Below are 24839 nucleotides of genomic sequence, written 5' to 3' on the forward strand. Positions count from 1 at the left end.
GCGGTCCCGCCCCCCACTTAAAGAGTGGGGGGCTAAATAGGACATCACTGCTGCACGGACAGCATACTCTGCCAGTAAGTCCGGCAGACTATGCTGCAGCGATAGAACGACTTGGCTGAACAATTGACTTTTCCTTCACCCAAGCACGGAATGGGCCTCAGTTGTGTTAAGAATCGTTTGCGTGGGTACACGCAAACCATGGCATACGAGTAGTACTGATTCTGAATAATTCTAATTCGGTGACCAACCACTATGGCACTTGATAAGTCTGGAAAATGGTGGAAGGGCAGCACAGCAGCGGATGCCCTCGAGTATTTGAACGAACTCGAGCCCGGCGGCTACTCCGTCGATGAAGTGCTTCCGCAATCCTGCGCATGTGGTTGTGTTACTTTTCAAGTTTTTCGAAACGATAATGAACTGAGTTACTTGGTTTGCAGCGAATGCCGTACCAAGTCATTTGTGACTGATTCGGAACAACACGATGAAGGCGAAACCTACGAGTTAATCAAGTGCTCTTGCAAGAATAAACGAATGCGGGTTTTCTTAGGCGTTCACAGCATCAGTGATAAAGAAGTCGCTAACTGGATGAGCATTTGTACGATTTGCGACAAATGTAAGGTCATCGGAAGTCCGCTTGATTGGGAGTTCGATACCGAGAAGTCGGATGAAACCTATGCCAAGCACACGCGCCCTCTAAACCCCCAATCCTAGCGGGATGAACTATCGCTTCACCTCCTGCAACATCGTAGGCATTCCCGCCTGGCCTAGCACCATGCGCAAACAGGTGTACGCTGCCTCGGTTACCTGTACAGGTTTCATCTTCCATATTTCCGGGTTCATGATCTCAGCGGTGACATAACCCTGGTAATCAATGTGCTTCAGGTAGTCGATCATGGGCTGAAGTACGAAGTCCCCCTCGCCGGGAAATATACGGTCAGCGTCGGCAGCTAATTCCCTGGCAACGCCTGAAAGATCACAGAGTTGCACCGCGAAGAGATTTTCGTTGTTCAAGAGTGCCAGGTCTTCGAGCTTGCTCGGACCGGTGTAATAATGAAAAGCATCCAGGCAGATGCCCAGGTTAGGCGATTGAATCGAAGAGACCAACGCGACAGCAGTGGGAATGGAAGAACACCAGCCGGAGTTGCTTCGAAACTCCAGAGCGAGTTTTACATCAAACGATGAAGCCAGTTCGGCCGCCTGGACCAGGCCGACCTGAGCCCGCTCCAAGGCCTGCGGTTCCAGTGTTTCCACCACATCCGGGACGATGGCCAGCGTTTGAATACCAAATTCCTGACAGAGGCTTAGTCGTCGCTGAAGTTGATCAAAGAGCGTTCGACGGGCTTCGCCTTGTGAGAACATCAAGCCACCCTGGTAGGCAGCTCCAATGAATGAAACGTTACGATCCTTCAGCAGTTGTTTGATAGCTGATGGCTGTGCCCACGCGCCTTTGCCCTGCAGGTAGTCTTCCAGTTTGGTAAGCCAGACTTCCAGATACTGGCATCCAGCATCAGCGCACGAGGCAATATCGTCGGCCAGGGTACCGTTCAATGTTGTCACGCTGCTGAGACTGACTTTCATGGTGCGACCTTTTCAGGTTTTGTTTATTGAGTGAGCGTTTTCAGAGTAGGTATCAATCCATCAGTCCAAATAAAGAATCTGGTCTCAGGCCCAACGGGCCAGGATAACTCAGCCCAGGGCACCGCCCTGGGTGAATAAGCCAGATGCAGAATAAGCCCTGAAAGGGCGAGACAAACGCATGCGAATGATTGTTATCCCGCCCCGTTGGGGCTGAAACAAGGAGATGTACTACATAGCAACCTCAGCCACCATCTGGTTTCCACCCACTTTCAATTTGCTCGTCAGTATCCATCTTATCAAATCCTTTGCTGCTATCTTCACGTGCTGACATCGTGTATCGTGTACCCTTTACACCATGAACCGGAATGAACCATGTTATCACGTCGGCGCTGGGTGCAGACTATTGCAGGAATGGGGATTGGCACCACCACGTTTCAGCGGGCATTGGCTGCACAGACAGGCAGTCAGCCTCGTGCCAATGTTACCCCCGAGATGATTCAGCAGGCGGAATGGATTGCAGGCATCACACTGACTGAAGACGAACGCAAACGCCTTGCCGGAATGATGACTTCACAACTGCAGTCGTTTGCTTCCATGCGGCAAGTGAAGTTGGAGAATGACATTCCGCCGGCACTGGTGTTTCAGCCTACGGCTTCACATACCGGGCAGCGGGAACTGGGAAGCATCAGCCTGGCGATGCCACGGCATGTCAGCAAGCCGAGAGCGGAAGATGACCTGGCATTTGCTTCCATGATCACCCTGAGCCACCTGATTCGCACCAGCCAGATGAGTTCACAGGAGCTTACTCAGTTTTATCTGAAGCGATTGAAGAAGTATGATCCGAAACTGCTGTGTGTCGTCAGCCTGACTGAAGACCTGGCCATGAAACAAGCCGAGCAGGCGGACCAGGAAATAGCACAGGGAAAATACCGTGGGCCTTTGCACGGCATACCCTGGGGCGCCAAAGATCTGATTGCCTATCCGGGTTACAAAACAACCTGGGGTGCCGGACCGTACAAAGAACAAACTCTCAATACCAAAGCGACGGTTGCACGCAAGCTGGAAGAAGCCGGCGCTGTCATGATTGCCAAGCTCACGCTTGGAGCCTTGGCGATGGGCGATGGCTGGTTTGGCGGCATGACGCGCAACCCGTGGAACATCAAGCAGGGGTCATCGGGTTCATCCGCAGGCTCAGCATCAGCAACCTCGGCAGGCTTGGTCGGTTTTGCCATTGGAACCGAAACACTCGGCAGCATCGTGTCGCCTTGCACTCGTTGCGGAGTCACCGGTTTACGCCCCACGTTTGGCAGAGTCAGCAGGCATGGCTGCATGGCGCTTGCCTGGAGTATGGACAAGATCGGCCCGATTGCTCGCACCGTGGAAGATTGTGCATTCATCTTCAATGCCATACAAGGTATTGATGCCGATGATCCGAGTACCGTAGACCGTGGATTTACTTACCCCTCTCCCAAGCCGCTGCGATCCATGCGGGTGGGGTATGTTGCCAGCAGCAAATCGATTGATGAGCGGGAAGAGTTGCGAACACTTCGCGATCTCGGTGTTGAGCTGGTTCCGATCAAGATCCCTGCTCAATCGCGAGTCATGCCTTTGTTCACGATACTGACAGCCGAGGCTGGTGCCTGTTTTGATGAACTCACACGTAAAGGAATCAAGGAAGGCATAGGCACCTGGCCTGGAACGTTCCAGCAGGCACAGATGATTTCTGCAGTGGAGTATTTGCGTGCCAACCGTATCAGAACCCAACTCATGCGGGAAATGGACGACATCATGAAAGACATTGACCTGTATGTCGCAGGCAATGACCTGATCCTGACTAACTTCACCGGCCATCCTCAGGTAGTCATGCCTTTCGGGTTCAACAAAAGTTCTGATGGGACCGAAACGCCGAAGGCCATTACCTTTACCGGCCGGCTATTTGGCGAAAGTGAACTGCTCACGGTAACGAACGCATTTCAGCAGAAAACCGGATATCACCTGCGCCGACCATCGCTGCCGAGTTGAACTGCGGTATAATGTTCGTTGTCGATTGCCGAGGGAATTGCGATGTACCGGCGAAACATGGTTCCATTTCTGCTGGCAATTTGCACCTCAGCATTGATTGGTCTGAGTGCACAGTCAGCCGACGAAGAGTATCGGCTGGAGATGCTGGGCGTGGTTGATACCAGCCAGTTTCCGGAAGTGGGCATCAAGTTTCGCATTCTGAACAGCAAGGGTGAGCCTGCCAAAGAACTGCCTCGTGCAGATATTGTGGTGTATGAAGATGGCAAAGAAGTGCATCGCATTAAGCCGAAAATTCTTCGCGAAGTGCCTTCGTCGGCCATGCTGGTATTCGATACTTCAGGTAGCATGGCCAGGCAGGAAAAACTGGCGGAAGCACAACGGGCCTCCACGATATTTCTTGATCAGCTGCACCCTGACACACATTGCGGGCTGGTGCTGTTTCACCATGAACCGTATGGCCGCTATGCAGCCCGGAAAGACCGTGGAGCTCTGTTCCAGGCCATCAGTGAGTGCCAGGCTGCGGGCGGTACAGCCTGCTTCGATGCCATCAAAACTGCTTTGAATGAAATGGATCAGGATGGCCGAGACAAGCGGCATGCCCTGGTCGTGATGACCGATGGCCGTGATGTGAACAGCAAAGCCAAACTGGATGAAGTGATTCAGCTTGCCAAATCGCTCGAAACACCCGTTCACACCATTGGACTCGGCGAAGCGGGCAGGCAACAACCGGTACGCACTTTGCTTGTCCTGGATCGCAGTGGCAGTATGTCAGACCGCAACAAGATGACTGGCCTGAAGCGGGCTGCCTTACGGTATATCGATCTGTTGCCTGAACAGGGTGCGGAGACTTCGCTGATTTCATTCAGTTCGTCGGTTTCATCAGCTGAGGAATTCAGTGCAGATAAAGCAACATTGAAAAGCAAGATACAGTCGCTGCAGCCTCGAGGCGACACAGCAATCTATGATGCTTTGTGGGATGCATTGGAAACCATGAACGCTGCACGTGTTGCCGGTGCAGGCAAACCACCCAGACAGGCGCTCATCCTGCTGACCGATGGCCTGGATAATCGCAGCAGGCATCATCCCAATGATATCGTTGAACGAGCCAAGCAGGATGATGTCCGCATCTATACGTTGGGACTGGGTACCGGTCGGGAAATCGACAAGAATGTACTTCAAGGCCTGGCAGATGAAACCGGTGGGCAGTTCTTCCATATCGAATCGCCTGATAAGCTCACCGAGGTCTTCGAAGAACTTTCCATTGCACTTCATGATGATGGCATTGATGAACAGGCCTTGCAACGGCTGGCTGCCTCCACCGGCGGGCAGTACTACCATGTGCGGGAAATAGGCAAACTGAAATCGGCATTCGAGCAACTGGCGGCAACCGTTGAAAACACTCACAGTATCAAATTCCTCAGCCAGCGAGCCAGGCAGGATGGCACCGCTCGTGGAATCGAGATTAAACTGGGTTCACTCACTTCAACGCAGGCTGGTTATGCCACGCATGGCTTGTTGACACCCCAGAGTCATTCGGGGTTGTACCTCACTGGATTAATCCTGCTGCTGGTCATGATGCTCTTGCCCATGCTCTGGCGGTCGCGGACGGTTTAGGAGCCAATTGATAAACCGTGGCAAGGTTATTCGGTACTCCGAATGACCCTGTTGTTCTGCGATAACACCTTAGCCTCGCAGGGTGATGCATGAATACATGCATTAACCCTGCTACAGCTAACCAGTTCTTCAAAAGAAACGCCTGCTCCGGAGATGAAGTGAATGCTGTTGCATTGACGGAGATGTGTTACCACCTCATCAATCAGATTGCGGTTATCAGAAGACATAATCTCTTCAATTCAACATGGATACATCCAGAATCCACAGTTTATCATGCTTGTATTCAAAATGGAAATGACGGATACTGGCCATTGAAATGATGAAAAGAAATTGAGCAATGGCATGACAACCGAGAGCCTTTACGAACTGTTGATCAAAACACCATCAGCTGAGCGAGAAGCAGTGCTGGATCGGATTTGTGCCGGTGATCCGGTACTTCGAGCCAAAGCGAATGCTTTAATGGAACAAGAATCGTCAACACCTGATGTTGTTCAAGCGTTAACCCAGGAAATGACTTCCGGGTTTGAAACGGGAGAATTCAAAGCAACGTCCGGCCCGATTCCTGGGCAAGTCATCGCCGGTCGATATACGCTGATTGAACGAATCGGTGAAGGGGGCATGGGCGAAGTCTGGGTAGCCAGGCAGACTGAACCGGTGAAACGCAAGGTTGCTATCAAGCTTATCAAGGCAGGTATGGATTCCAGGCTGGTTCTGCAGCGGTTCGAGCAGGAACGGCAGGCCCTGGCCATGATGGATCATCAGAATATTGCCAAAGTACTGGATGGTGGATTGACACAGGATCGTCATCCGTTTTTTGTGATGGAACTGGTGCATGGTCAACCCCTCACTAAATTCTGTGATGATGCCAAACTGGGTATTCGGGAACGGCTGGAAGTGTTCATTCCTATCTGCCAGGCAGTGCAACATGCACATCAGAAAGGGATTGTGCATCGCGATCTGAAACCTGGGAATATTCTGGTATCTGTCCATGATGGTAAACCAGTTCCCAAGGTTATTGATTTTGGTGTGGCCAAGGCCACCAGTGGTCGATTGACTGACGATTCGCTTTCCACACAGTTTGGTGCCGTGGTAGGCACGCTCGAATATATGTCACCAGAACAGGCTGGCTTGACCGGCGAAGATATTGATACCAGGTCTGACATCTATTCTCTGGGAGTACTGCTCTACGAATTGTTAACCGGTTTCCGCCCGATTGATGCCAGGCGACTCAAGAAAGCAGCGTTGACGGAAATGATTCGCATGATCAGGGAAGAGGAGCCTTCCAAACCATCGACCAGGTTCTCGACCGATGAATCGGCTCCCTCGATGGCTGCATTGCGTCATACCGAGCCAAGAAAGCTGGTAAGTCTCCTGCGAGGTGAACTCGATTGGGTGGTGATGAAGTGCCTGGAGAAAGATCGCAGTCGTCGATATGAAACAGCCAATGGCTTGTCTCTGGAACTGCAGCGGTATCTGGCCGGCGAAACGGTCATGGCTGCTCCTCCGAGTACGATGTATCGATTGCAGAAGTTCATCGCCCGGAACCGGGTAGTCGTTCTGGCCAGTGGCGCTGTCGCTGCAGCGCTATTGGCTGGCATAATTGGATTTGCATGGCAGGCAAACCTTGCAAGGAAAGAGCGTGACGCCGCCATCGTGGCACAGCAATCCGAAGCGGAACAACGTCGTCGGGCCGACGAGCAGAAGGCAGCCGCTGAAGCCCAGAGAGCACGTGCAGAATCGGCAGAAGCTGAAGCAAAACGCCGTGCGGAAGAGTTGGAGAAAGTTGCTGAGTTTCAGGGGAAAATGCTTTCGCAGGTTAATCCCGCCCAGGCAGGAACACGGCTTTCAGAAGATGTTCGCACGCGATTCAATGCTTCGTTATCCAAGACTGGTGTCTCGGAAGCGGAACAGAAATCGCAACAGGAAATGTTCGCAAGTCAGTGGAGCAGGGTAAATACCACCGATGCAGCTCTGGATCTGATTGACCAAACCATTCTCAAGCCCGCGATAGCAGCTATCGACAAGCAATTTGTGGATCAACCCGTCGTGTCAGCTAATTTGAAGCATGTTCTGGCGGAGAGGTACCACGACCTGGGATTGAACCAGGCTGCCATGACACTGGAACATCAGGTACTGGCAGAACGGCAACGTGTACTGGGTGTGGATCATCCCGATACTCTGATTTCCATGGGTAACCTGGGGGTGTATCTGAATGCCCTGGATAAGCGTAAAGAGGCAGAGCCATACTATCGGGAAGCCCTGGAAAAGAGCCGTCGGGTGCGAGGGGATGATCATCCCGAAACGCTGGTCTGTATTGCCAATATGGGATCGATGCTTCGCGTCAATGGAAAATTCAGTGAGGCTGAAGTGTTATTTCGCGAGGCTCTGGATAAAAGACGCCGAATTCTGGGTGAAGAGAACCCTGAAACGCTGACATCGCTGGATGATTGGGGAATGCTGCTGAAAGATCAGGGTAAGTTGAACGAAGCAGAACCCTATTATCGAGAGACTTTAGAAAAACGACGTCGAGTCCTGGGAGAAGATCATCGCGATACGGTACGATCGGCCAATAATCTCGCCACCTTGTTGAAAGACCAGGGAAAACTCGAGGAATCGATCACGTACTTCAGGCAGATAGTGGAGATTCGTCGAAAAACGCTTGGCGATGTTCATCCGGACACGCTTCGGGCCATCCAGAACCTTGGTGCTGTATTGAATAGCAACGGTAATAACAACGAGGCAGAAGCCCTGCTCCGCGAAGCACTGGCCAGTCAACGCCGCATACTGGGTACCGATCATCACAGCACCCTTACCACCCTGGGAAACCTGTCGGTTCTGATGATCGGTCAGAACAAGCTGGCTGAGGCAGAACCCTTGTGCAGGGAAACGCTGGAACGTCGACGACGACTCCTGGGTGACAATCATCAGGAAACGCTGATAGCAAACAATGTGATGGGTCTTGTGCTGGCACGGCAGAAAAAGGAAACCGAGGCAGAACCGTACTGGCGAGACACCATGACTATCAGCCAGCGTGTACTGGGGCCTGCCCATCCCGACACCATGATCTATACCCATAATCTGGCCAGACTTATGGCTGATCAGAACAAGAATGACGAAGCAGAAAAGCTCTATCGCGAAGTCGTTCAACGTGGTGGACCTGCTATCGGGGCCGGGCATCCTATCGTCATGAGTGCCACCCGGCATCTCAGCAGTCTGCTGTTGCAGCAGAAACGGTATGCTGAAGCCGTTGAACTTCTGACCCAGGCAGAACCGGCGGCCCGCAAGTCGCTAACGGGCGCCAATGAACGAACCCTGGCAGCCTTGATTGAAAATCTGGGAAGGGCCCGGACACGCTTGGGACAGTTTACAGCCGCTGAAGCCAATATTCAGGAGGCCCATGCCCTTTACCTGAAGTTACGTGGACCTGAAAGTACTGAGATACGAAACTGCATGAAACTGTTTGTTGAATTCTACCAACTCTGGGATAAGTCCGAGCCGGGCAAAGGATATGACACTCGAGCAGCAGACTGGCAGAAGAAGCTCGATGCCAGCCAGCCAGCGGGAAAATCTGCTGAGAAAAAATAATTCAGTCTGATGCTGTTTCCCCCGATTTTACGCTCTTGTGTGTAGGAACATTACAGGTTGATACGGACAATGAGCATGGGTAAGGCAGCATTATGACTCCCGATAATCTTCTGCCTCAGGTTTACGGTGAGTTGCGTAAGCTGGCAGCTTCCAAGCTCAAATCCGAGCAGCCGGGCCAGACGCTTTCCGCCACGGCCTTGGTTCATGAAGCATGGCTGCGACTTTCCGAGGCATCAGTGGATTTCCAGGATCGGACACATTTCTTCCGAACTGCAGCCACTGCCATGCGTCGCATCCTGATGGATCGGGCACGTGCGAAGTCGACGAAGAAGCGGGATGGTGGCATGCGCGTAACGCTGGATGATCCGCCGGATCGAATGCCCGATGAGCAACTGCTGGCGATTGATGAAGCTATTTCAGCCTTGGCAGTGGAGAAGCCTGATCATGCCAAACTGGTGGAACTCCGATTTATCGTCGGATTGACGGGAGACGAAGCTGCAGAAGTCATGAGCATTTCACCCGCCACCGCAGACCGCATGTGGCGATACGCCCGCGCCTGGCTTCAGGTACACTTGGAAAAATAGTAATCAGATGTAGACGCGGCTTCCAGCCGCGTCACCGGATGTTGGAGTACATCACTAAACTTGGCTGATGGAACAGTCCTGCTGTCTCTCGGTTGGTCGAGATAATTCCCATTCTCCGCTGACGCGGCTGGAAGCCGCGTCTACTACTCTTACTAGTTATGCAGAAATCCCCGCCAGAATCCCTTCCATTTCCTGATAGGCATGATGATCTGCCTGCTTGAAGGCTGTCTGCATGCCCATCGTGAGCATTGCCTTGGCTTCGTCCAACCGATCAGCCTTGATGAGCAGTTGCCCGACTTGAAGGAATCCTGGAACATACTCAGGGTTGGCCAGCAGCAGCGACTGTAATTGTTCAATTGCTCCGGTTGTATCACCCGCGGATTCCATTTCCATCGCCAGGGCATATCCCAGGAACGGATCGTTCGGCTCATCAGCCAGCAGAGATTGCAACTGTGACAGTCGGGAAGAGTTGGACATTTTTTCTCCGTAGGGTGTTGTGGCAGGCAAAGTTGACTCGAAACGTACGGGCATTATAGGCGGCATGTTGTGCGTTTTAGTTAAGATTCTCGTCACCCGCTGAAAACCCGCAGAACTGAAGTAAAACCCAGACTATGGCTATGAAGGAAAAGGGGCATCGAGGACGAAATTCACTTCAGTATCGGCTCCGCCACCAAACGCCGTTCACTCTTCATATAGCGATGCTTCCATGAGTTTATCATCCCGCCGTCGCTCGTTCACCTGGGTTCTCTTCCTCATTGTTTCCCTGGCTGTTCACGAGCCAGTCTTCGCGGGCGAACCGGAATCGGTGCCAAGCCGACGCAATGCCATTGTCAGCGTGGTGGAAAAGAGCAAGGCATCGGTAGTCAATATCCACAGCGAACGGATGACCGCCATCCCCTATGGCGATCGCAGCATGGGTGGTTCCAGTGGTCGTTCCAATGGCATGGGTACTGGTATCATCCTCGATCCTCGAGGCTACATCGTCACCAATTTCCACGTGGTCGATGAAGTGACCAAACTGCAGGTCAGGCTTAATGGCGAGGAAGAGCGATACGACGCCGTGGTGGTTGCTAAAGACAAGGAATCCGACCTGGCGGTCATCAAGATCAATGCGAAGAAACCTCTGCCGGTTATCAAGCTTGGCACATCGAGCGATCTGATGGTTGGCGAAACGGTCATCGCCATCGGCAACGCTTTTGGGTATGAACATACCGTCAGCATGGGAATTGTTTCTGCACTCGGTCGCGATGTCGTATTAAATAAGGAAGTCAATTACAAACAACTGATCCAGACCAACGCCAGCATTAATCCCGGCAACTCAGGTGGGCCACTGCTGAACATCGATGGCGAACTGATCGGCGTCAATGTGGCTATTCGTGCTGGTGCCCAGGGTATCAGTTTTGCCATTCCGGTAGACAGCATGCTGGAAACCGTGAGTGACTTGCTCGCCCGTTCACGTCGTCATGCTTTCCCGACTGGTTTGCAGTATCGGGATAAGGTCTTTGTCGCTCAGAATCCCTGTCGGGCTTTGGTGGTTGAAAAGGTACAGGGAAACAGCCTGGCTGATAAAGCGGGTCTGAAAACGGGTGACACGATTCTCACTGTCAATAACCAGTCGATTGCCTGCGGTCTCGATTTTGAACGTGCCTTGCTCGAAGCCAAACCTGGTGAAAAGCTGGCGGTGAAATATCGCCGAGGCAAGGAAGAGAAGCAGGTGGAATGGGCGTTTGAATCCAAAGCTGACCTGACGCAGGCTGATCCACTCTGGCGGGAACTGGGCCTGAAACTGACGACTACCGACAGCGAATCGATCACCCGTTTGTATGCACACCTGCATGGCGGCATGCTGGTGACAGAAGTGTTGAGCCAGGGGCCTGCAGCCAAGGCGGGTATTCAAGCAGGTGATATTCTGGTTGGATTGCAGAACTGGGAAACCTGCAATTTCGACAATGTGAACTACGTACTGAACCACGAGAACTATGCAAACTTCAAACCCCTGCAGTTTCACATCATCAGAAAAGGTCAACTGCATCGAGGCAGTTTTGTGAAAGAGTAAGGTTACCAAACTGGGTACCTACCCATAAGTGTTAGCAGGCTTCTGTACAAGTAGAGGGGATAAGATATAGTGAGATGTGGCTAGCGGAATTCCAATGAGGCAGCAAGCCATGTTTCGATACTTGTCGATGTTGATAATCCTCACAGCAGGATGTTCCTCAGGATACCTTACTCAGCCTGTCAAAGTGCCAACAAAGACCAGGCCATTTTCTACTTTAATAGGTTCGCAATCTGCAAGAAGTGGTAGAGTTACGCCTTATGTTCGTTCTGAATTAGAGTCCATGCTGTTGGGTAAAACCGAAATAGAAGTAGTTGGAAAACTAGGAAATCCAAACAGAAAGACCGAAAAAACATGGGTGTATTCAGACCCATCCAAAGATTTGAAAAGCGGAAAAGTAACGTATTCCTTCTCCTTGCATTGGAACTCGGGAAAGGTCGAAAAGATTACCTATGAATGATTGAACTACTATTGCTCAGTTTGAGTAAGCTACTTCTTCTTCATCGCCCGTCGGGTCGCACCAATCATTCCGAACAAGGATTTGGTTCGCTGCCAGAATGTTGGACTGTGATCCCAGCGCAGCATCTGACTGAGAACTTCATCGTTGGTGACGGGTGAACTCCCCATCGGGTCAAAGTGAGGCCGCCAGGAATTGGTGCGATAGCTGAACACCTGGGGTACTGTCATTTCCAGCAACCCTTCGGGGCCGTGCGTCACTCCCCAGCCACTTCGGCCTACGCCACCAAATGGAGTTGCAGGGTGGCCCACTGCTGCCACGATGTCATTGACCGTAACTAATCCACACGGAAGCTGAGCAGCAATGGTGCGTGCCTGTTGTCTGTCTTGAGTAAAGATTGACATGGCCAGACCATAGTCAGATTGCCTGATGCCCTGGATGGCGTCGTTGACATCCTGATAGGGAATCAGCATAGCTACCGGTGCAAACAGTGCTTCCTTGCAGATTTCCATATCGGGGCGAACCTGGGAGAGAATCACCAGTGATTGAACCGCATCCTCAAGGTTGCCTTGAGCAGGGATCAGCACTTTGCCACCCCGCGATTGTGCCTGTTCCACCAGACGCTTGATCAATGTCGGTTGAGAAGACATCGCGAGCGGTCTGGAGGAGGCATTTTTTTCATGCAACTTCAACAGCTTTTGTTCGATGTCTCCCAGCAGATTCTTGGGAACAAAAATGCGACGTGCCGCCACGCATGTCTGGCCAGCGTTGACGGTAACACCAAAGTAAATACCTCGGCTGGTTAAATCGAGATTCGCATCGGGCAATACCAGACAGGCATCGTGCCCTGACAATTCAAGAGTGGATGGAATCAGCCTTTCACCAAGCCTGGTTGCGAGTCTGCGGCCTGTGGTATCGTGACCAGTGAACACAACGTAATCAATATCCGCTTCAGCCACCGCTGGGCCCCATTCCCTTTCGGCAGGCAGCACGTGAACGAGGTCATCAGAAATATCGCATTGACGAAACCAATCAGTCATAACCTGAGCGGTCCGCGGTGCGATCTCCGAAGGCTTCCAGATCACACCATTGCCTGCAGCCAGGGCATGGACGATCTGAGCACCATTGAGGTAAAGAGGATAATTCCAGGTGCCTATGATGCCTACCAGCCCGCGTGGGCGACGCATCACGATGTCTTTTTCCCCCATGAGCCAGACGGGAACATCGCGCCAGGAAACGGAACGAGGTTTCAAGATGCCATGAGCTCGTTTCTCCAGAAAACGGCAGGCGCCCGCAACCGGCAACAACTCTGCAGCAATGGTTTCACCCAGAGGCTTGTGAATATCAGCTTGGAGAGCTTCTGCAAAAGCAGTCTGCATGCCGGGCAGTGCATGTCTGAGCTTGCGGATATATTGCAGTCGTTCACTTACCGGGCGGGCAGCCCATCTTTCCTGTGCGTTTCGCATGCGGGTGGTGATAGCAGGATCAACTCGAAACCTGGAGCTGACAGGAATCACTGATGCATTCATGACAGGTGCCTGGAGAGGAACAATTGGTGCAATTGAGGTACATCATATCAGGGATAAGCTGGCGTATCTCTACAAAAGCACAATGTAATTTCGATCATTGAACTCGTAACCCTTTTTGCCGAACAGTGTTATATTTAATGTGTCACCTGTCCAAATCGTGAACTATGCTTGTAGACAGTATCCATCGATGGAGAGTTTGAGTGTCATTCAACCGTTCAAGTTCCCCAGGACTTGAAAAAGAGATTGGACAGCTTCGAGAAGAGATAACACGGCTGAAAACCCTGGCTGATCTGTCGTGGATGATTGATCACCCGGTGCCGTCGTTTATTGTTGCCTGCGATACCAAATGCATCCTGGAAGTAAACCATGCTGCTACCAGGCAATACCGGTATGATCGTAGCGAGTTGCTGAATCAATCGCTCGAGTTTCTGACTGCACATAGCTCAGGTATCTATTCCAGAAAAAATCTGAGTATTCCACAGCCTGCTTCAACAGGAGTACTCGTCAAGCAGCTTCGCCGCGATGGTACTATTTTCACCGGTGAACTGGTTCGAACACCGATTACCTATGGCGGAAAGAGTGCCGAACTGGTTCAGGTCTGGGATATCAGTCGTCAGGTCGATGCGGAATTGAATCTGCGTACTCTCGAACGGCGTTACCACTGGTTTATGGATCAGGTGTCGGAATCGATCTGGCGGACAGAGTTGGAAATGCCGATTCCCATCGGTCTGCCTGTGGAAGAACAGATCGAGCGATGTTACCGGTACGGGTATATCGCCGAGGTGAGCAAAAGCACTGCCCGCCTGTATGGTTATCCGAATGAACAAGCCATGGTGGGGACGCGTCTGGAAAGCCTGTTGCCTCGCAATCCCCAGAATCACGAATATCTGCGACAATTCATTCAAAATGGCTACCAGTTATCAGAAGCAGAATCGCAGGAACTTGATGCTCAGGGTAATACCATCTGGTTTCTCAATAAGCTGGTGGGTGAGGTGGAAGGCGGTTTACTGGTCCGTGCGTGGGGCACCAGTCTGAATATTACCGAACGCAAGCGAGTCGAAGCACATCAGAAACGGTCCGACCAGATGTGGCGGGATGCCCTGGAGCACGTCCAATTGCTTGCCTACTTTCTGGACAATACTGGAACCATCACTTACATCAATCCATTTTTCAGTAAATTGACCGGCTGGGAACATGATGAACTGCTGGGTCAATCGATTTACAATACCTTTCAGCCTGATTATCAGTTTCCCAGAGAGACACAGTCACAGCAAGGCAACAGTAATCTGCTCACACGCAGCGGAAAACTGCTGCAGATACACTGGAACACGACACTGATCCATGATGAGCAGGGCAAGCCTCTGGGTGTGTTCAGCATCGGTGAAGATGTCACAGAACAGCAGCGAGTACATGGCGCTCTGAAGGAAAGTGAAGATCGCTATCGCCGACTGGTCGAAGGCATGCCACTGGGGTTGTACCGTTCAACACCGGAAGGGCAATTGACCTTTGCCAATCCTGTGGTGCTCAATCTGCTTGGTCTGAGCACGGTGGAAGAAGCAGCCAGGGTGAATCTGAATCAATACGCTTATGGCCCGGCATATTCGCGGGAAGAGTTTCAAGCCCGACTGGAACGTGAAGGCGAAGTACATGGGTTGGAATTCAAGTGGAACAAGCCCGGTGGCGAAACGCTCTGGGTACGTGAGCATTCGCGTGCAATTCGAGATGAATTTGGCCAGATTCAATGCTACGAAGGAACACTGGAGGACATTACCCGGGAAAAGAAGGCGAACCGCATTTCGGAGGAACGGGAAGAGCATTACCGCATGCTCAGCCAACTGGCGCCGATCGGCATCTTCATGACCTGTCAGGGAATCGTCGTCCATGCCAATCAGTATCTGACTCGATTGCTCGGCTTCTCCAAGCCTGAAGAACTGGAAGGTATGTCACTGCTGGATCTACTGCACCCTTCTGAGAGAGAAGAAGTTCAGCAGGTATTTCTGCAAGGTCCGGAAATCTATGGCCAGCTTCCCATCCAGGAACGCAGGCTGCTGAAGAAGGATGGCTCTACGCTTTTAGTGCAGGGCCACATTGCACGCGTCCATGTCAACAATCAGCGAGGCAGCGTCATCGTTGTGCGTGATGTGACTGCAGAACGGCAAACCGAGATGGAGCGCCGACGCTGGCAGCAGCGCATCCTCGAAATGCAGAAACTCGAAAGCCTGGGATTGCTCGCAGGCGGGCTGGCTCACGATTTCAACAATCAACTAACCGTTATCCTGGGCCATGCCAATCTGCTGCAAAAGCAACTGAAGGGTAAGGATGACATACTGTCCCTCTTGGCGCCCATCGAACAGGCTGCAATTCACTCAACTGAACTCTGTCTACAGATGCTGAGCTTTGCCGGACGAGGCAGAATTCAGGTGCAGCATGTCAACCTGACCGAACTGGTGCAGGCTTCATCCGGTTTGCTCCGAATCGCTTGTGCCAAGAAAGCCAGGTTACAGTTTGAACTGGCCGATGGCCTTCCTCCTATTCAAGCGGAAGAAGCACAGTTGCGTCAGGTATTGATTAACCTGGTCAGTAATTCATCAGATGCGATGACTGGCGAGCAGCCTGGTGAAATTGTTGTTCGAACTGGTAGGCAAACCATTGATGAAACGTACCAGAATGCAGAGATGACTCTCGAACTTCCGCATGGGGAGTATCTGTATCTGGAGGTGAGCGATACCGGATCTGGCATGGATGTGAACACGCGCCGCCGGGTTTTTGAACCATTTTTTACGACCAAACCTTCAGGCCGTGGATTAGGTCTTGCAGCAGTGCTCGGTATCGTTCGCAGCCATGGTGGCGCTATTGAATTAACCAGTAAACTGCGCCACGGCTCCACGTTTAAAGTTTTTCTTCCCATCAAACGTGCGGTACGGGAAGTTATGCCTCATGCTAATCCTGAAGAGAAGGGCCAGAATATTCTGGTCGTGGATGATGATGCCAGCTTGCGGAATCTGACCAGCCGAGTACTGAAAAACCAGGGCTGGAATGTGATTGAAGCAGAAGATGGTCATTCCGCCTGCGATTTATTGCGACTGCAGGGAGGCAGCATCAGTCTGGCTTTAATTGATTTGGTCATGCCCAACATGGACGGTGTGGATACCCTGCGACAATTATGGAAACTGGAACCGACGCTGCCCGCCGTTGCCATGAGCAGCTTCGGTTCGCTTGAACTGGAAAAGAGATTTGAAGGGTTCCCACTTCGAGGCATCCTGCCCAAACCCTTCACGCCAGCTACGCTGATTCAGGCCGTGGAGCACGTACTGGGGCCTGGCACGAACCGACAAGCCAACCAGCCCACTATTTCACCAACCCCAGTTCCTTGAGTTGCTTTTGATCAACCTGAGCTGGTGCACCGGTCATCAGATCGCGGGCTCGTTGATTCTTGGGGAAGGCAATCACATCGCGGATGTTGGAAGTGCCAGCCAGGATCATGGCCCAGCGATCCAGGCCCAGAGCAATGCCACCATGTGGAGGAGCACCGTAGCTGAGTGCATTCAGCAGAAAGCCAAACTTGTACTGAGCCTGCTCCTTCGACATGCCCAGCACCGAGAACAATCGCGATTGCACTTCCGGACTGTGGATACGAATGCTCCCGCCGCCACACTCGTAGCCATTGATCACGAGATCATAAGCCTTGGCACGCACCGCACCGGGATTGCTTTCCAGCAGGTGCAGGTCTTCATCCATGGGGGCAGTAAACGGATGGTGATTGGCGGCCCACCGTAGTTCTTCCTCATCCCAGATGAACGAAGGAAAATCAATGATCCAGGCCAGCTTGTAAACAGGCTTGGTGTTATCGTAGAATTTCAGTTCAGCAGCCAGCCGGGTGCGCACCTGTCCCAGCGATTGGCAAACGCAGTCTTCCGTATCAGCAACAAACAGGATCAAGTCGCCGGCACCAGCGTTCATCAGTTGTCGAAGTTGCTGCTGCGATTCTGCTGGCAGAAACTTTTCGATGGGCGAGTTGAACTTGTCAGCTTCCACTTTGATCCATGCCAGCCCCTTGGCGCCGAAGGTTTTGACAAACTCGGTGAGTTCATCCAGTTTTTTCCGCGTGTAAGTTTCCGCTGCACCTTTCGCGCAAAGTGCCCGCACCTTGCCACCTTTGGCTAATGCATCGTGAAAGACCTTGAACTGAGTAGAAGTTGCCCAGGTGGAAAGTTCTACGATCTCCATGCCGTAACGCAAGTCAGGCTTGTCGCTGCCATATCGAAGCATGGCATCGGCATACTTGATGCGCTGGATGGGCAGAGGAATATTCACTTGATTCGTTTCACGGAAGATCGCTGCACACAGTCGTTCGATAACGTCGAAGACATCGTCCATCTCCACAAATGACATTTCAAAATCAAGCTGCGTGAATTCAGGCTGCCTGTCGGCACGCAGGTCTTCATCACGCAGACAGCGTGCGATCTGAAAATACTTGTCGTAGCCTGAGACCATCAAAAGCTGTTTGTAAATCTGAGGCGACTGGGGCAGGGCATACCACTCGCCGGGAAACACCCGGCTGGGAACAAGATAGTCGCGGGCACCTTCCGGTGTGCTGCGACCCAGCAGCGGTGTTTCGAGTTCCAGAAATCCTTCCGTATCCAGAAAATCACGAATGGTCTTGTTCATGCGGTGACGAACCGCCAGCGTTCGCTGCAGGTTGGGCCGTCGCAGGTCGATGTACCGATGTTCCAGACGCAGGTCTTCATTAGCCAGGTCAGGGTCACCCATGGTCTGGTTTTCCTGAGGCACCGACATGACATCAAAAGGCATCTGCGGACAGCGGTTAAGAACTTTGAATGCACTGGCATCAACCTCAATAGCGCCGGTGGCCAGTTTGGGATTGGATTTGCCTTCCAGTCGCGCACGCACGGTGCCCTCAATCATCAGGCACCATTCACGACCAATTTCTCTGGCCTGGGCAAGCTCAGCCCTTGATGCTTCCAGAACTACCTGGGTGATGCCATACCGATCACGCAGATCGACAAAAACCTGATCGTTATAAACGCGAGTAGTATTCACCCAGCCGTTCAATCGTACCGATTTTCCGACGTGGCTGGCACGCAGTTCGCCGCAAGTGTGAGTACGTCGCGTCAGGCTCATGATTGCTTTCTGCTCAAAAAGATAGGATAATTATTGGTTGAAGCGTCATTATAAAGGGAATACCCCTGTTGCGTAGCGTACCTCTGAAGAGGCAGTCATGTACCGTATTGTGTTCGCCTGTTTCCTGATCTGCGTCAGCTCGTTCTGGATGCTGCTGGCAGATGAAGCGGAACGCCGAGAGTTGCCGCGGGGGTTGCCTGCGCTCAGTCAGTCCAGCGATTCTCCCGCTCAAATTGAGTTGGGGAAGAGACTGTTTAACGAGAAACGGCTGTCGGCTGATGGCAGCATATCGTGTGCCTCCTGTCACGATGCAAAGCATCATTTTGCCACTGCAGATGCCAAGGCCATTGGAATTCGAAAACAGATTGGCCGTCGCAATGCACCTTCGCTGATGAACAGGGCTTTTGGAAAAGCCTTTTTCTGGGATGGTCGTGTCAAGTCTCTGGAAGAGCAGGCCCTGCTGCCAATCGAAGATCCCACAGAAATGGGGAATACGGTTGACAACGTTTTGAAAACACTCAGTGAAGACAGCAGTTACGTCGCGCAGTTTAACCAGGCATTTGGCAGTAAGGAAATTACTCGAGAGCGGCTGGCAAAAGCCTTGGCTTCGTTTCAGAGAACACTATTGATGGGCAACAGCCCGGTCGATGCATTCGTGGATGGCGACACCTCCAAGTTATCTGAATCAGCCAAACAGGGATTATGGCTGTTTGAAAGCAAAGCACAATGCTGGAAATGTCATTCGGGGAAGAACTACACCGATGAGCAGTTTCATAACAACGGAGTCAGTTGGGGAATTAAGCCAATCGATCTGGGCCGGTATGAAATTACCAAACTGGAGAAAGATAAAGGTAAATTCAAGACACCATCCCTGCGTGGCGTAGCCAAGACCGCTCCCTATTTCCATGATGGATCGTTCAGTACGCTCGAAGATGTGGTCCAATTCTACAGCGATGGCGCCAAGCCTAACCCCTACATCGATCCCATTCACAAGCCCATTTATCTCACCGACCGGGAGAGAAAAGACCTGGTGGCGTTTCTGAAGGCGTTGTCGGAAGAAGTCAAAGAGTAGCTGTTCAACATGACACCCTTGTTTTTCGTAAACTCAAAGTAGGTGCATGTTGAACAAACAGTAACTGTGGCAGGGTTATGCATGTACTCATGCATGACCCTGCGAGACGTGGAGTTGTTCACTTCCCGCAGGTTCATCCGGAGTAACGGATAACCCTGCCACGGTTATTCAACAGGGTGGTAGAGTCCTTTGTGCTTTTTGTTCCAGGTGGTTTGCGATGAACTACATCGACCCGCATATTCACATGATCTCCCGCGTGACCGACGACTATCAGCGGATGGCGTATGCGGGGTGTCAGTTGATCTCGGAGCCTGCTTTCTGGGCGGGGTTTGATCGTGGGTCGGCGGAAGGCTTTCGGGATTACTTCCGCCATCTTGTTGAAGTCGAACCCAAGCGGGCGGCTCAGTTTGGTATCAAGCATTACAGTTGGCTCTGCATCAATGCCAAGGAAGCGGAGAACGTTCAGCTATCGCGCGACGTGATCAAGCTTATCCCCGAATTTCTCAATCGCCCGAATGTGTTAGGCATCGGCGAGATCGGACTGAACAAGAACACCCGCAACGAAGCTACGGTTTTTCTGGAACATCTCGAATTGGCCATGAAGACCGATGAACTCATCCTCGTCCATACGCCTCACCTGGAAGACAAGTACCAGGGCACGCGGATGATCCTGGACATGATCAAGAGCGACAGTCGCATCAAACCCCATCGGGTGCTGATCGATCACGTCGAAGAACACACCGTCAAGCTCGCTCTCGATGCAGGTCACTGGTGTGGCATGACGTTGTACCCCATCACCAAGTGTACCCCCGCCCGTGCTGCTGACATCATCGAACGCGTTGGCACCGACCGCATCATGGTCAACTCTGCAGGCGACTGGGGTAAGTCCGATCCGCTCGCCGTCCCCGAGTTTATCCAAGAGATGAAACGCCGTGGGCATGCGGAAGAAGTGATTCAGAAAGTGGTCTACGAGAATCCACTGACCTTCTTCAGGCAGTGCCGGAGGTTTGCTGGATGAGGCCTCATAAGCTGGTCACCATAGCTCGATTTCAAGGCATCAGCACTGCCAGCCTGGCTCGCAACAGATTGGAGCAGGCGGGGATACCGTCCTTTCTTGCTGATGCGGAAACCATCACCACCGATTGGCTGCTCAGCAATGCGATGGGTGGCGTGAAACTGCAGGTTGAAGCCGGCGATGCTGACCGGGCCCGGGAAGAACTGGCTAACGATATGGATGCCGAGAGCATCGAAGCGCTGAACAGGGAAGCGGTTGAATCAGCAGACGAGGATACGGAACCCGATGCTGCCGATCCCGATGAACCGGTAGCAGAATTGTCGGAACGCGAGGAGACAGCACAGCGGGCCTGGCGTGGAGCGTTGTTGTCGCTGGCTTTTCCACCGATGTTTTATCTCATCCTGTGGATGCTCAGCAGAGTTTACTTTTCGGATCAGCCCCTGGGGCAGGAATATCGACGCAAGGCATGGTATGCCGCCATGCTTACCATACCCGTAGTCGTATTGCTCACCTCAGCGCTGTTGCTAGTGTTTGCAGAAACAATGAGCTACCTGCTCTAACTGAAAGCGATACCATGTTCCCAACCGTTATCAAATCTCTGCATCTGCTGTCGCTTGCATTATGGTCTGGAGCAGTCGTCTTTTTCTCATTCTTCGTGGCATTGCCCACCATCGACAGCATGAAGCGACTGGCACAAAGCACAGGCAACTGGCTGAAGCTCACCACCGAACAACAGGGAACCAGGCTGGCGGGCGAATTTCTCGATGTCGTCTTCACCCGCTATTTTCCGTTTCAGTGCATCTGCGGGTTGTTGGCACTCGTGACTGCCTGCTGGTGGTGGAATACGCCAGGCTGGCTTGGCAAACTGCGAGTCATTCTGATCGCACTGGCCTGTAGCGGAGCAGCGGTCAATTATTTCGTGCTGGCCCCCCGCGTGCATGACTTGCGCACCCAGCGTTACTCAGAAGACAAGCAGGTAGCTGATTCTGCCAATGCAGAGTTTGGAAAAGCACACAATTACAGTTTGATCCTCGATATGGTGGGTTTGCTCTGTGTGTTGATTACGTTGATTCTCTTCGTGATGGTTGAGCAAAGTACCCTCTCCCTCTCGGGGAGAGGGTTAGGGTGAGGGGTTTATTCTTATGGCGTAAGCCCTTCATGAAATGATCATTTACAAACAACACGAAGGGCTTCGCCATTAGCGTATCCCCTCACCCCCAGCCCCTCTCCCCAAGAGGGAGAGGGGAGAAATCGAAGTGCATTCTAGTCAGGCTCGGGTGCCATGGTTTGTGTGTACCCACACTAACCATGCTCAACGTTACTGAGTGTCATTCTGTGCTTGGGTGAAGGAAAAGGCAATTGTTTAGTTGAGTCATTCCATCCCCGTAGCATAGTCAGCCGGACATACCGGCAGGCTATGGCACCCGGGCACGTTAGCAACTTGCCTGACGTATACTCTGAATGTTTGCGAAAATGTTATTTACGATACTGTTTTGATCCGGTTCGCCATTATACGAATGTCCTACGCCGATAAGCTCAAAATTCCCTGGATGATAACTTTCGTCGAATGCCGATTTTCTAGCTTCTTCGATAAGCCCGTGAGTCCACTTAGCTGCTGTTCCAACCTTTTTTGTCAAAACGTTAAATATGACTGCATCAATATCGGTCAGTTCCAGCATCATAGTCCGTCCAGCCGTTAAGGCAAATCCATACATTAGCATCCCAAGTATCGACGCACCCAATTCGTCATTCTCGTCCACCCACCTTGAATCCGCAAGAATATGATCAACCAACTCTCCAACGCTTTTAGTCAAAGCGGCACTATTCACAGTTAATTCCTTTTTACTTAAAGATTGATTACAGAATAACTAATTGACCATGATCATAATCTTTGCCGATCCAGCCGCAAGGTATTCGGCCATTAATAATAAGCTCGTGCATTTCAAAGTAGAACGGCTCATGAATATAATTTTTGAATTGAAAACAGAAGACAATAAAGAGGATAACCCTGTCCATGGTAGCAAGTAGCTTGTCAGGCAAGTCTGCATTCATTACTTTGTCTCTAACCATGGAAGATGTAACAGCTTTAATATGATCAACATAGTCGTTATAATTTGGGTGCTTAGTCGAATCCCGAAGGCTAGTAAATTTTGGGAATAACTCTTCACGTATTCTATTCGCCGTTTCAACAAGAATTCCATTCCAGACCCTTTTGGACATCAACTCAAGCGCAGTGTGTATGTTGTCAGCAAGTGCATATTTTCCCTCGTGAATGCCGAGGGGTTGTCCGAATTTTGAAAACCAGTTTGCATTCCTTAGTTGTTCGATGACTTCCGTGGCTTCGTTTGTCAGAACGCAATTCATAAATCACCCTCAATCGTTGAACATCAAACAGAAGCCGGGTGCCCGGAATATTGACCCCAAGCGATCAACTGTGGCAGGGTCGTGTGGTACTCCACTCGACCCTGAAGTCTCGCGGAGAAGTTGCTCCTCAGCAACAGGGTCGAGAATGAGTACTTTCACGACCCTGCTGGGTGCCATCGTTTGTGTGTACCCACACTAACCATGCTCAACGGTACTGAGTGCCATTCTGTGCACGGGTGAAGCAAAAGGCAATTGTTTAGTTGAGTCTTTCCATCCCCGTAGCATAGTCAGCCGGACATACCGGCAAACGATGGCACCCGGCTCTCGTTCATGGTTCTACTCTTATAAAAAGATAGGCAGCATTGTTCCTCGAAACCACACCCTAATGTGAATACCGAACCTATCGCACAACAGAATTGTCCCTCTGAAATGAATTCCTCTCTCACCATGAATAATGGCCTGATTTTTCGTGAGCTGCTCAGGCTGGCCTGGCCGCTCATGATCAGCAATCTGTTTTTCTCCATCCAGATTGCCATCGATCGCATCATTCTGAGTAAGTACGACCCGGATACCTCGGCAGCAGCCTTGGCATCTTCCATGCTGCTGTGGATACCCATTATCTTTGTGCAGAATACAGGCAGCTACGCAACGACTTTCGTAGCCCAGTATTTCGGCGCCAAACGCTATGAGATGATTGGTCCCATCGTCTGGCAGGCACTTTACTGGAGTTTGCTGGGTGGCTTGGCTGTTCTGCTGTTGTCCTTCTTCTCCCTGCCATTGATGCAGTTGACAGGCCATTCGGAAAAGCTGGTTCGCCTGGAAGCAGAGTATTTTTATTGTTTATGTTTCACCGGAATCCCCATTTCCATCACTGCATCGGTGAGCGGGTTCTTCTCAGGCCGGGGTGATACCCGCACCGTTATCTGGATCAATGCCATCGGCTGCATCGTGAATGCGGTACTCGATTACTGCTGGATCTTTGGCAACTTCGGCTTTCCGGAAGGCGGCATCACCGGTGCAGGCTGGGCGACGGTGGCCGGGTGTACCGCATCTGCTTTGTGTGGACTCTGGCTCTTTACCCGGCATCATTTTGATGAACAGTTCAACACGATTCGTGGCAAAAGATGGAATGGCCATCTGTTCCTGCAACTGATTAAATTCGGTATGCCCAACGGCTTCCAGTCAACGTTTGATCTCATTGCCTGGACACTGTTCACCCTGATGGTGGGATGGTTTGGCAAAGCAGAACTGGCAGCCACCAGTAACGTCTTTGTCATTAATGCCTTGTTCTTTATTCCCATGATCGGTATCGGACAGGCATCCGGTGTATTCGTCGGCCAGCGGCTAGGGGAAAACCGGCCTGACCTGGCGGAGCGGGGCATCTGGATTGGTGCTATTGCTACCGTGATTTTCATGACGAGCATGGGATTGCTCACCGCTCTTTCACCGGGACTCATTCTACCTTTGTTTGCCAGTGATAAGGAACCGGAGATATGGAATGAAGTGGCACAACTGATGCCCGGCTTGCTCTGGTATGTGGCAGCGTATGCCGCTTTCGACGGGTTGAATGTTCTGCTGGCATTCAGTCTGCGTGGTGCTGGCGATACGGCATACATTTCCTGGATTTACCTGGGCTGCGGCCTGATATCGTTGGCGCTGCCAGTTTACTTGTGTTATCACTGGGGTTGGGGTTTTTATTGGGCGTGGAACTTTGCAGTGATTTACCTGATCGTTCTTCTCTGTTTCATCTTCCCCCGCTTTCTCTGGGGCCCCTGGCGGAACATGCGTGTCATCGAGCCGACCGTCATCGAATGACTTGCCTGG

General features: G+C 51.7%; 19 protein-coding genes. 13 read left to right on the forward strand and 6 right to left on the reverse strand.

Annotation, left to right across the window (positions count from 1 at the left end; translation table 11 throughout):
• The first annotated feature begins 252 nt into the window (after positions 1 to 252).
• Complete coding sequence (locus JNJ77_08705) at positions 253 to 711, forward strand: hypothetical protein (GenBank protein ID MBL8822651.1); 459 nt, start codon at positions 253 to 255, stop codon at positions 709 to 711.
• 9 nt (positions 712 to 720) lie between these two features.
• On the opposite strand, the gene JNJ77_08710 is transcribed toward JNJ77_08705, so the two are convergent.
• The gene (locus tag JNJ77_08710; GenBank protein ID MBL8822652.1) at positions 721 to 1578 is read right to left on the reverse strand and encodes a sugar phosphate isomerase/epimerase; all 858 of its coding nucleotides are present in this window, start codon (positions 1576 to 1578) and stop codon (positions 721 to 723) included.
• Positions 1579 to 1950: 372 nt separating this feature from the next.
• Here JNJ77_08710 and JNJ77_08715 point away from each other — a divergent pair, with 372 nt between their 5' ends.
• The 4 genes from JNJ77_08715 to JNJ77_08730 all read left to right on the forward strand — a co-directional run bounded on the left by JNJ77_08715 (position 1951) and on the right by JNJ77_08730 (position 9383).
• Positions 1951 to 3600 (forward strand): amidase, encoded by a 1650-nt coding sequence (locus tag JNJ77_08715; GenBank protein ID MBL8822653.1) that lies wholly within the window; start codon positions 1951 to 1953, stop codon positions 3598 to 3600.
• 42 nt (positions 3601 to 3642) lie between these two features.
• Positions 3643 to 5214, forward strand: a complete 1572-nt coding sequence (locus JNJ77_08720; protein ID MBL8822654.1) for a VWA domain-containing protein — start codon at positions 3643 to 3645, stop codon at positions 5212 to 5214.
• Positions 5215 to 5556: 342 nt separating this feature from the next.
• On the forward strand, positions 5557 to 8799 hold the full coding sequence (locus JNJ77_08725; protein ID MBL8822655.1) for a serine/threonine protein kinase: 3243 nt from the start codon (positions 5557 to 5559) through the stop codon (positions 8797 to 8799).
• A 92-nt stretch (positions 8800 to 8891) separates the two neighbouring features.
• Entirely contained in the window at positions 8892 to 9383 is a 492-nt protein-coding gene (locus tag JNJ77_08730) for a sigma-70 family RNA polymerase sigma factor (protein MBL8822656.1), read from the forward strand.
• Positions 9384 to 9539: 156 nt separating this feature from the next.
• On the opposite strand, the gene JNJ77_08735 is transcribed toward JNJ77_08730, so the two are convergent.
• Positions 9540 to 9860: a tetratricopeptide repeat protein gene (locus tag JNJ77_08735; GenBank protein MBL8822657.1), complete on the reverse strand. Its 321-nt coding sequence runs from the start codon at positions 9858 to 9860 to the stop codon at positions 9540 to 9542.
• Positions 9861 to 10089: 229 nt separating this feature from the next.
• Here JNJ77_08735 and JNJ77_08740 point away from each other — a divergent pair, with 229 nt between their 5' ends.
• Entirely contained in the window at positions 10090 to 11439 is a 1350-nt protein-coding gene (locus tag JNJ77_08740; protein ID MBL8822658.1) for a trypsin-like peptidase domain-containing protein, read from the forward strand.
• A gap of 109 nt (positions 11440 to 11548) precedes the next feature.
• Positions 11549 to 11896: a hypothetical protein gene (locus tag JNJ77_08745; GenBank protein ID MBL8822659.1), complete on the forward strand. Its 348-nt coding sequence runs from the start codon at positions 11549 to 11551 to the stop codon at positions 11894 to 11896.
• 29 nt (positions 11897 to 11925) lie between these two features.
• Here JNJ77_08745 and JNJ77_08750 read toward each other — a convergent pair whose 3' ends face one another.
• Positions 11926 to 13422 carry an aldehyde dehydrogenase family protein gene (locus JNJ77_08750; GenBank protein MBL8822660.1) on the reverse strand — a complete coding sequence of 499 codons (1497 nt, stop codon included), beginning with the start codon at positions 13420 to 13422 and terminating at the stop codon, positions 11926 to 11928.
• 200 nt (positions 13423 to 13622) lie between these two features.
• On the opposite strand from JNJ77_08750, the gene JNJ77_08755 reads away from it, so the two are divergent.
• On the forward strand, positions 13623 to 16796 hold the full coding sequence (locus tag JNJ77_08755; protein ID MBL8822661.1) for a PAS domain S-box protein: 3174 nt from the start codon (positions 13623 to 13625) through the stop codon (positions 16794 to 16796).
• On the opposite strand, the gene aspS is transcribed toward JNJ77_08755, so the two are convergent.
• The gene (gene aspS / locus JNJ77_08760) at positions 16771 to 18564 is read right to left on the reverse strand and encodes an aspartate--tRNA ligase (protein MBL8822662.1); all 1794 of its coding nucleotides are present in this window, start codon (positions 18562 to 18564) and stop codon (positions 16771 to 16773) included. The two genes, JNJ77_08755 and aspS, sit on opposite strands and share 26 nt — an antisense overlap.
• Before the next feature lie 97 nt (positions 18565 to 18661).
• Between aspS and JNJ77_08765 the strand changes: the two genes are divergently transcribed.
• The 4 genes from JNJ77_08765 (at position 18662) to JNJ77_08780 (ending at position 21780) form a co-directional block, all read left to right on the forward strand.
• The gene (locus JNJ77_08765; GenBank protein ID MBL8822663.1) at positions 18662 to 19636 is read left to right on the forward strand and encodes a c-type cytochrome; all 975 of its coding nucleotides are present in this window, start codon (positions 18662 to 18664) and stop codon (positions 19634 to 19636) included.
• A gap of 217 nt (positions 19637 to 19853) precedes the next feature.
• Complete coding sequence (locus JNJ77_08770; GenBank protein MBL8822664.1) at positions 19854 to 20654, forward strand: TatD family hydrolase; 801 nt, start codon at positions 19854 to 19856, stop codon at positions 20652 to 20654.
• Complete coding sequence (locus JNJ77_08775; protein MBL8822665.1) at positions 20651 to 21211, forward strand: DUF2007 domain-containing protein; 561 nt, start codon at positions 20651 to 20653, stop codon at positions 21209 to 21211. Before JNJ77_08770 ends, JNJ77_08775 begins: the two co-directional genes overlap by 4 nt.
• Before the next feature lie 14 nt (positions 21212 to 21225).
• Positions 21226 to 21780 carry a DUF4149 domain-containing protein gene (locus JNJ77_08780; GenBank protein ID MBL8822666.1) on the forward strand — a complete coding sequence of 185 codons (555 nt, stop codon included), beginning with the start codon at positions 21226 to 21228 and terminating at the stop codon, positions 21778 to 21780.
• Between the two features lie 304 nt (positions 21781 to 22084).
• Here the strand turns inward: JNJ77_08780 and JNJ77_08785 are convergent, their stop codons facing one another.
• Positions 22085 to 22480 (reverse strand): hypothetical protein, encoded by a 396-nt coding sequence (locus JNJ77_08785; GenBank protein ID MBL8822667.1) that lies wholly within the window; start codon positions 22478 to 22480, stop codon positions 22085 to 22087.
• Between the two features lie 28 nt (positions 22481 to 22508).
• A complete protein-coding gene (locus JNJ77_08790) occupies positions 22509 to 23015 on the reverse strand; it encodes a hypothetical protein (protein MBL8822668.1) in 507 nt (168 codons plus the stop codon).
• Between the two features lie 429 nt (positions 23016 to 23444).
• On the opposite strand from JNJ77_08790, the gene JNJ77_08795 reads away from it, so the two are divergent.
• Positions 23445 to 24830 (forward strand): MATE family efflux transporter, encoded by a 1386-nt coding sequence (locus JNJ77_08795; GenBank protein MBL8822669.1) that lies wholly within the window; start codon positions 23445 to 23447, stop codon positions 24828 to 24830.
• Positions 24831 to 24839: the final 9 nt, after the last annotated feature.

It is taken from the genome of Planctomycetia bacterium (assembly GCA_016795155.1).
Lineage (GTDB): Bacteria > Planctomycetota > Planctomycetia > Gemmatales > HRBIN36 > JAEUIE01.

Bases quoted from the DNA above. Each gene is read 5' to 3' on its own strand.
- JNJ77_08705 (MBL8822651.1), top strand. From the start codon at position 253: ATGGCACTTGATAAGTCTGGAAAATGGTGGAAGGGCAGCACAGCAGCG.
- JNJ77_08710 (MBL8822652.1), bottom strand. From the start codon at position 1,578: ATGAAAGTCAGTCTCAGCAGCGTGACAACATTGAACGGTACCCTGGCC.
- JNJ77_08715 (MBL8822653.1), top strand. From the start codon at position 1,951: ATGTTATCACGTCGGCGCTGGGTGCAGACTATTGCAGGAATGGGGATT.
- JNJ77_08720 (MBL8822654.1), top strand. From the start codon at position 3,643: ATGTACCGGCGAAACATGGTTCCATTTCTGCTGGCAATTTGCACCTCA.
- JNJ77_08725 (MBL8822655.1), top strand. From the start codon at position 5,557: ATGACAACCGAGAGCCTTTACGAACTGTTGATCAAAACACCATCAGCT.
- JNJ77_08730 (MBL8822656.1), top strand. From the start codon at position 8,892: ATGACTCCCGATAATCTTCTGCCTCAGGTTTACGGTGAGTTGCGTAAG.
- JNJ77_08735 (MBL8822657.1), bottom strand. From the start codon at position 9,860: ATGTCCAACTCTTCCCGACTGTCACAGTTGCAATCTCTGCTGGCTGAT.
- JNJ77_08740 (MBL8822658.1), top strand. From the start codon at position 10,090: ATGAGTTTATCATCCCGCCGTCGCTCGTTCACCTGGGTTCTCTTCCTC.
- JNJ77_08745 (MBL8822659.1), top strand. From the start codon at position 11,549: ATGTTTCGATACTTGTCGATGTTGATAATCCTCACAGCAGGATGTTCC.
- JNJ77_08750 (MBL8822660.1), bottom strand. From the start codon at position 13,422: ATGAATGCATCAGTGATTCCTGTCAGCTCCAGGTTTCGAGTTGATCCT.
- aspS (MBL8822662.1), bottom strand. From the start codon at position 18,564: ATGAGCCTGACGCGACGTACTCACACTTGCGGCGAACTGCGTGCCAGC.
- JNJ77_08765 (MBL8822663.1), top strand. From the start codon at position 18,662: ATGTACCGTATTGTGTTCGCCTGTTTCCTGATCTGCGTCAGCTCGTTC.
- JNJ77_08770 (MBL8822664.1), top strand. From the start codon at position 19,854: ATGAACTACATCGACCCGCATATTCACATGATCTCCCGCGTGACCGAC.
- JNJ77_08775 (MBL8822665.1), top strand. From the start codon at position 20,651: ATGAGGCCTCATAAGCTGGTCACCATAGCTCGATTTCAAGGCATCAGC.
- JNJ77_08780 (MBL8822666.1), top strand. From the start codon at position 21,226: ATGTTCCCAACCGTTATCAAATCTCTGCATCTGCTGTCGCTTGCATTA.
- JNJ77_08790 (MBL8822668.1), bottom strand. From the start codon at position 23,015: ATGAATTGCGTTCTGACAAACGAAGCCACGGAAGTCATCGAACAACTA.
- JNJ77_08795 (MBL8822669.1), top strand. From the start codon at position 23,445: ATGAATTCCTCTCTCACCATGAATAATGGCCTGATTTTTCGTGAGCTG.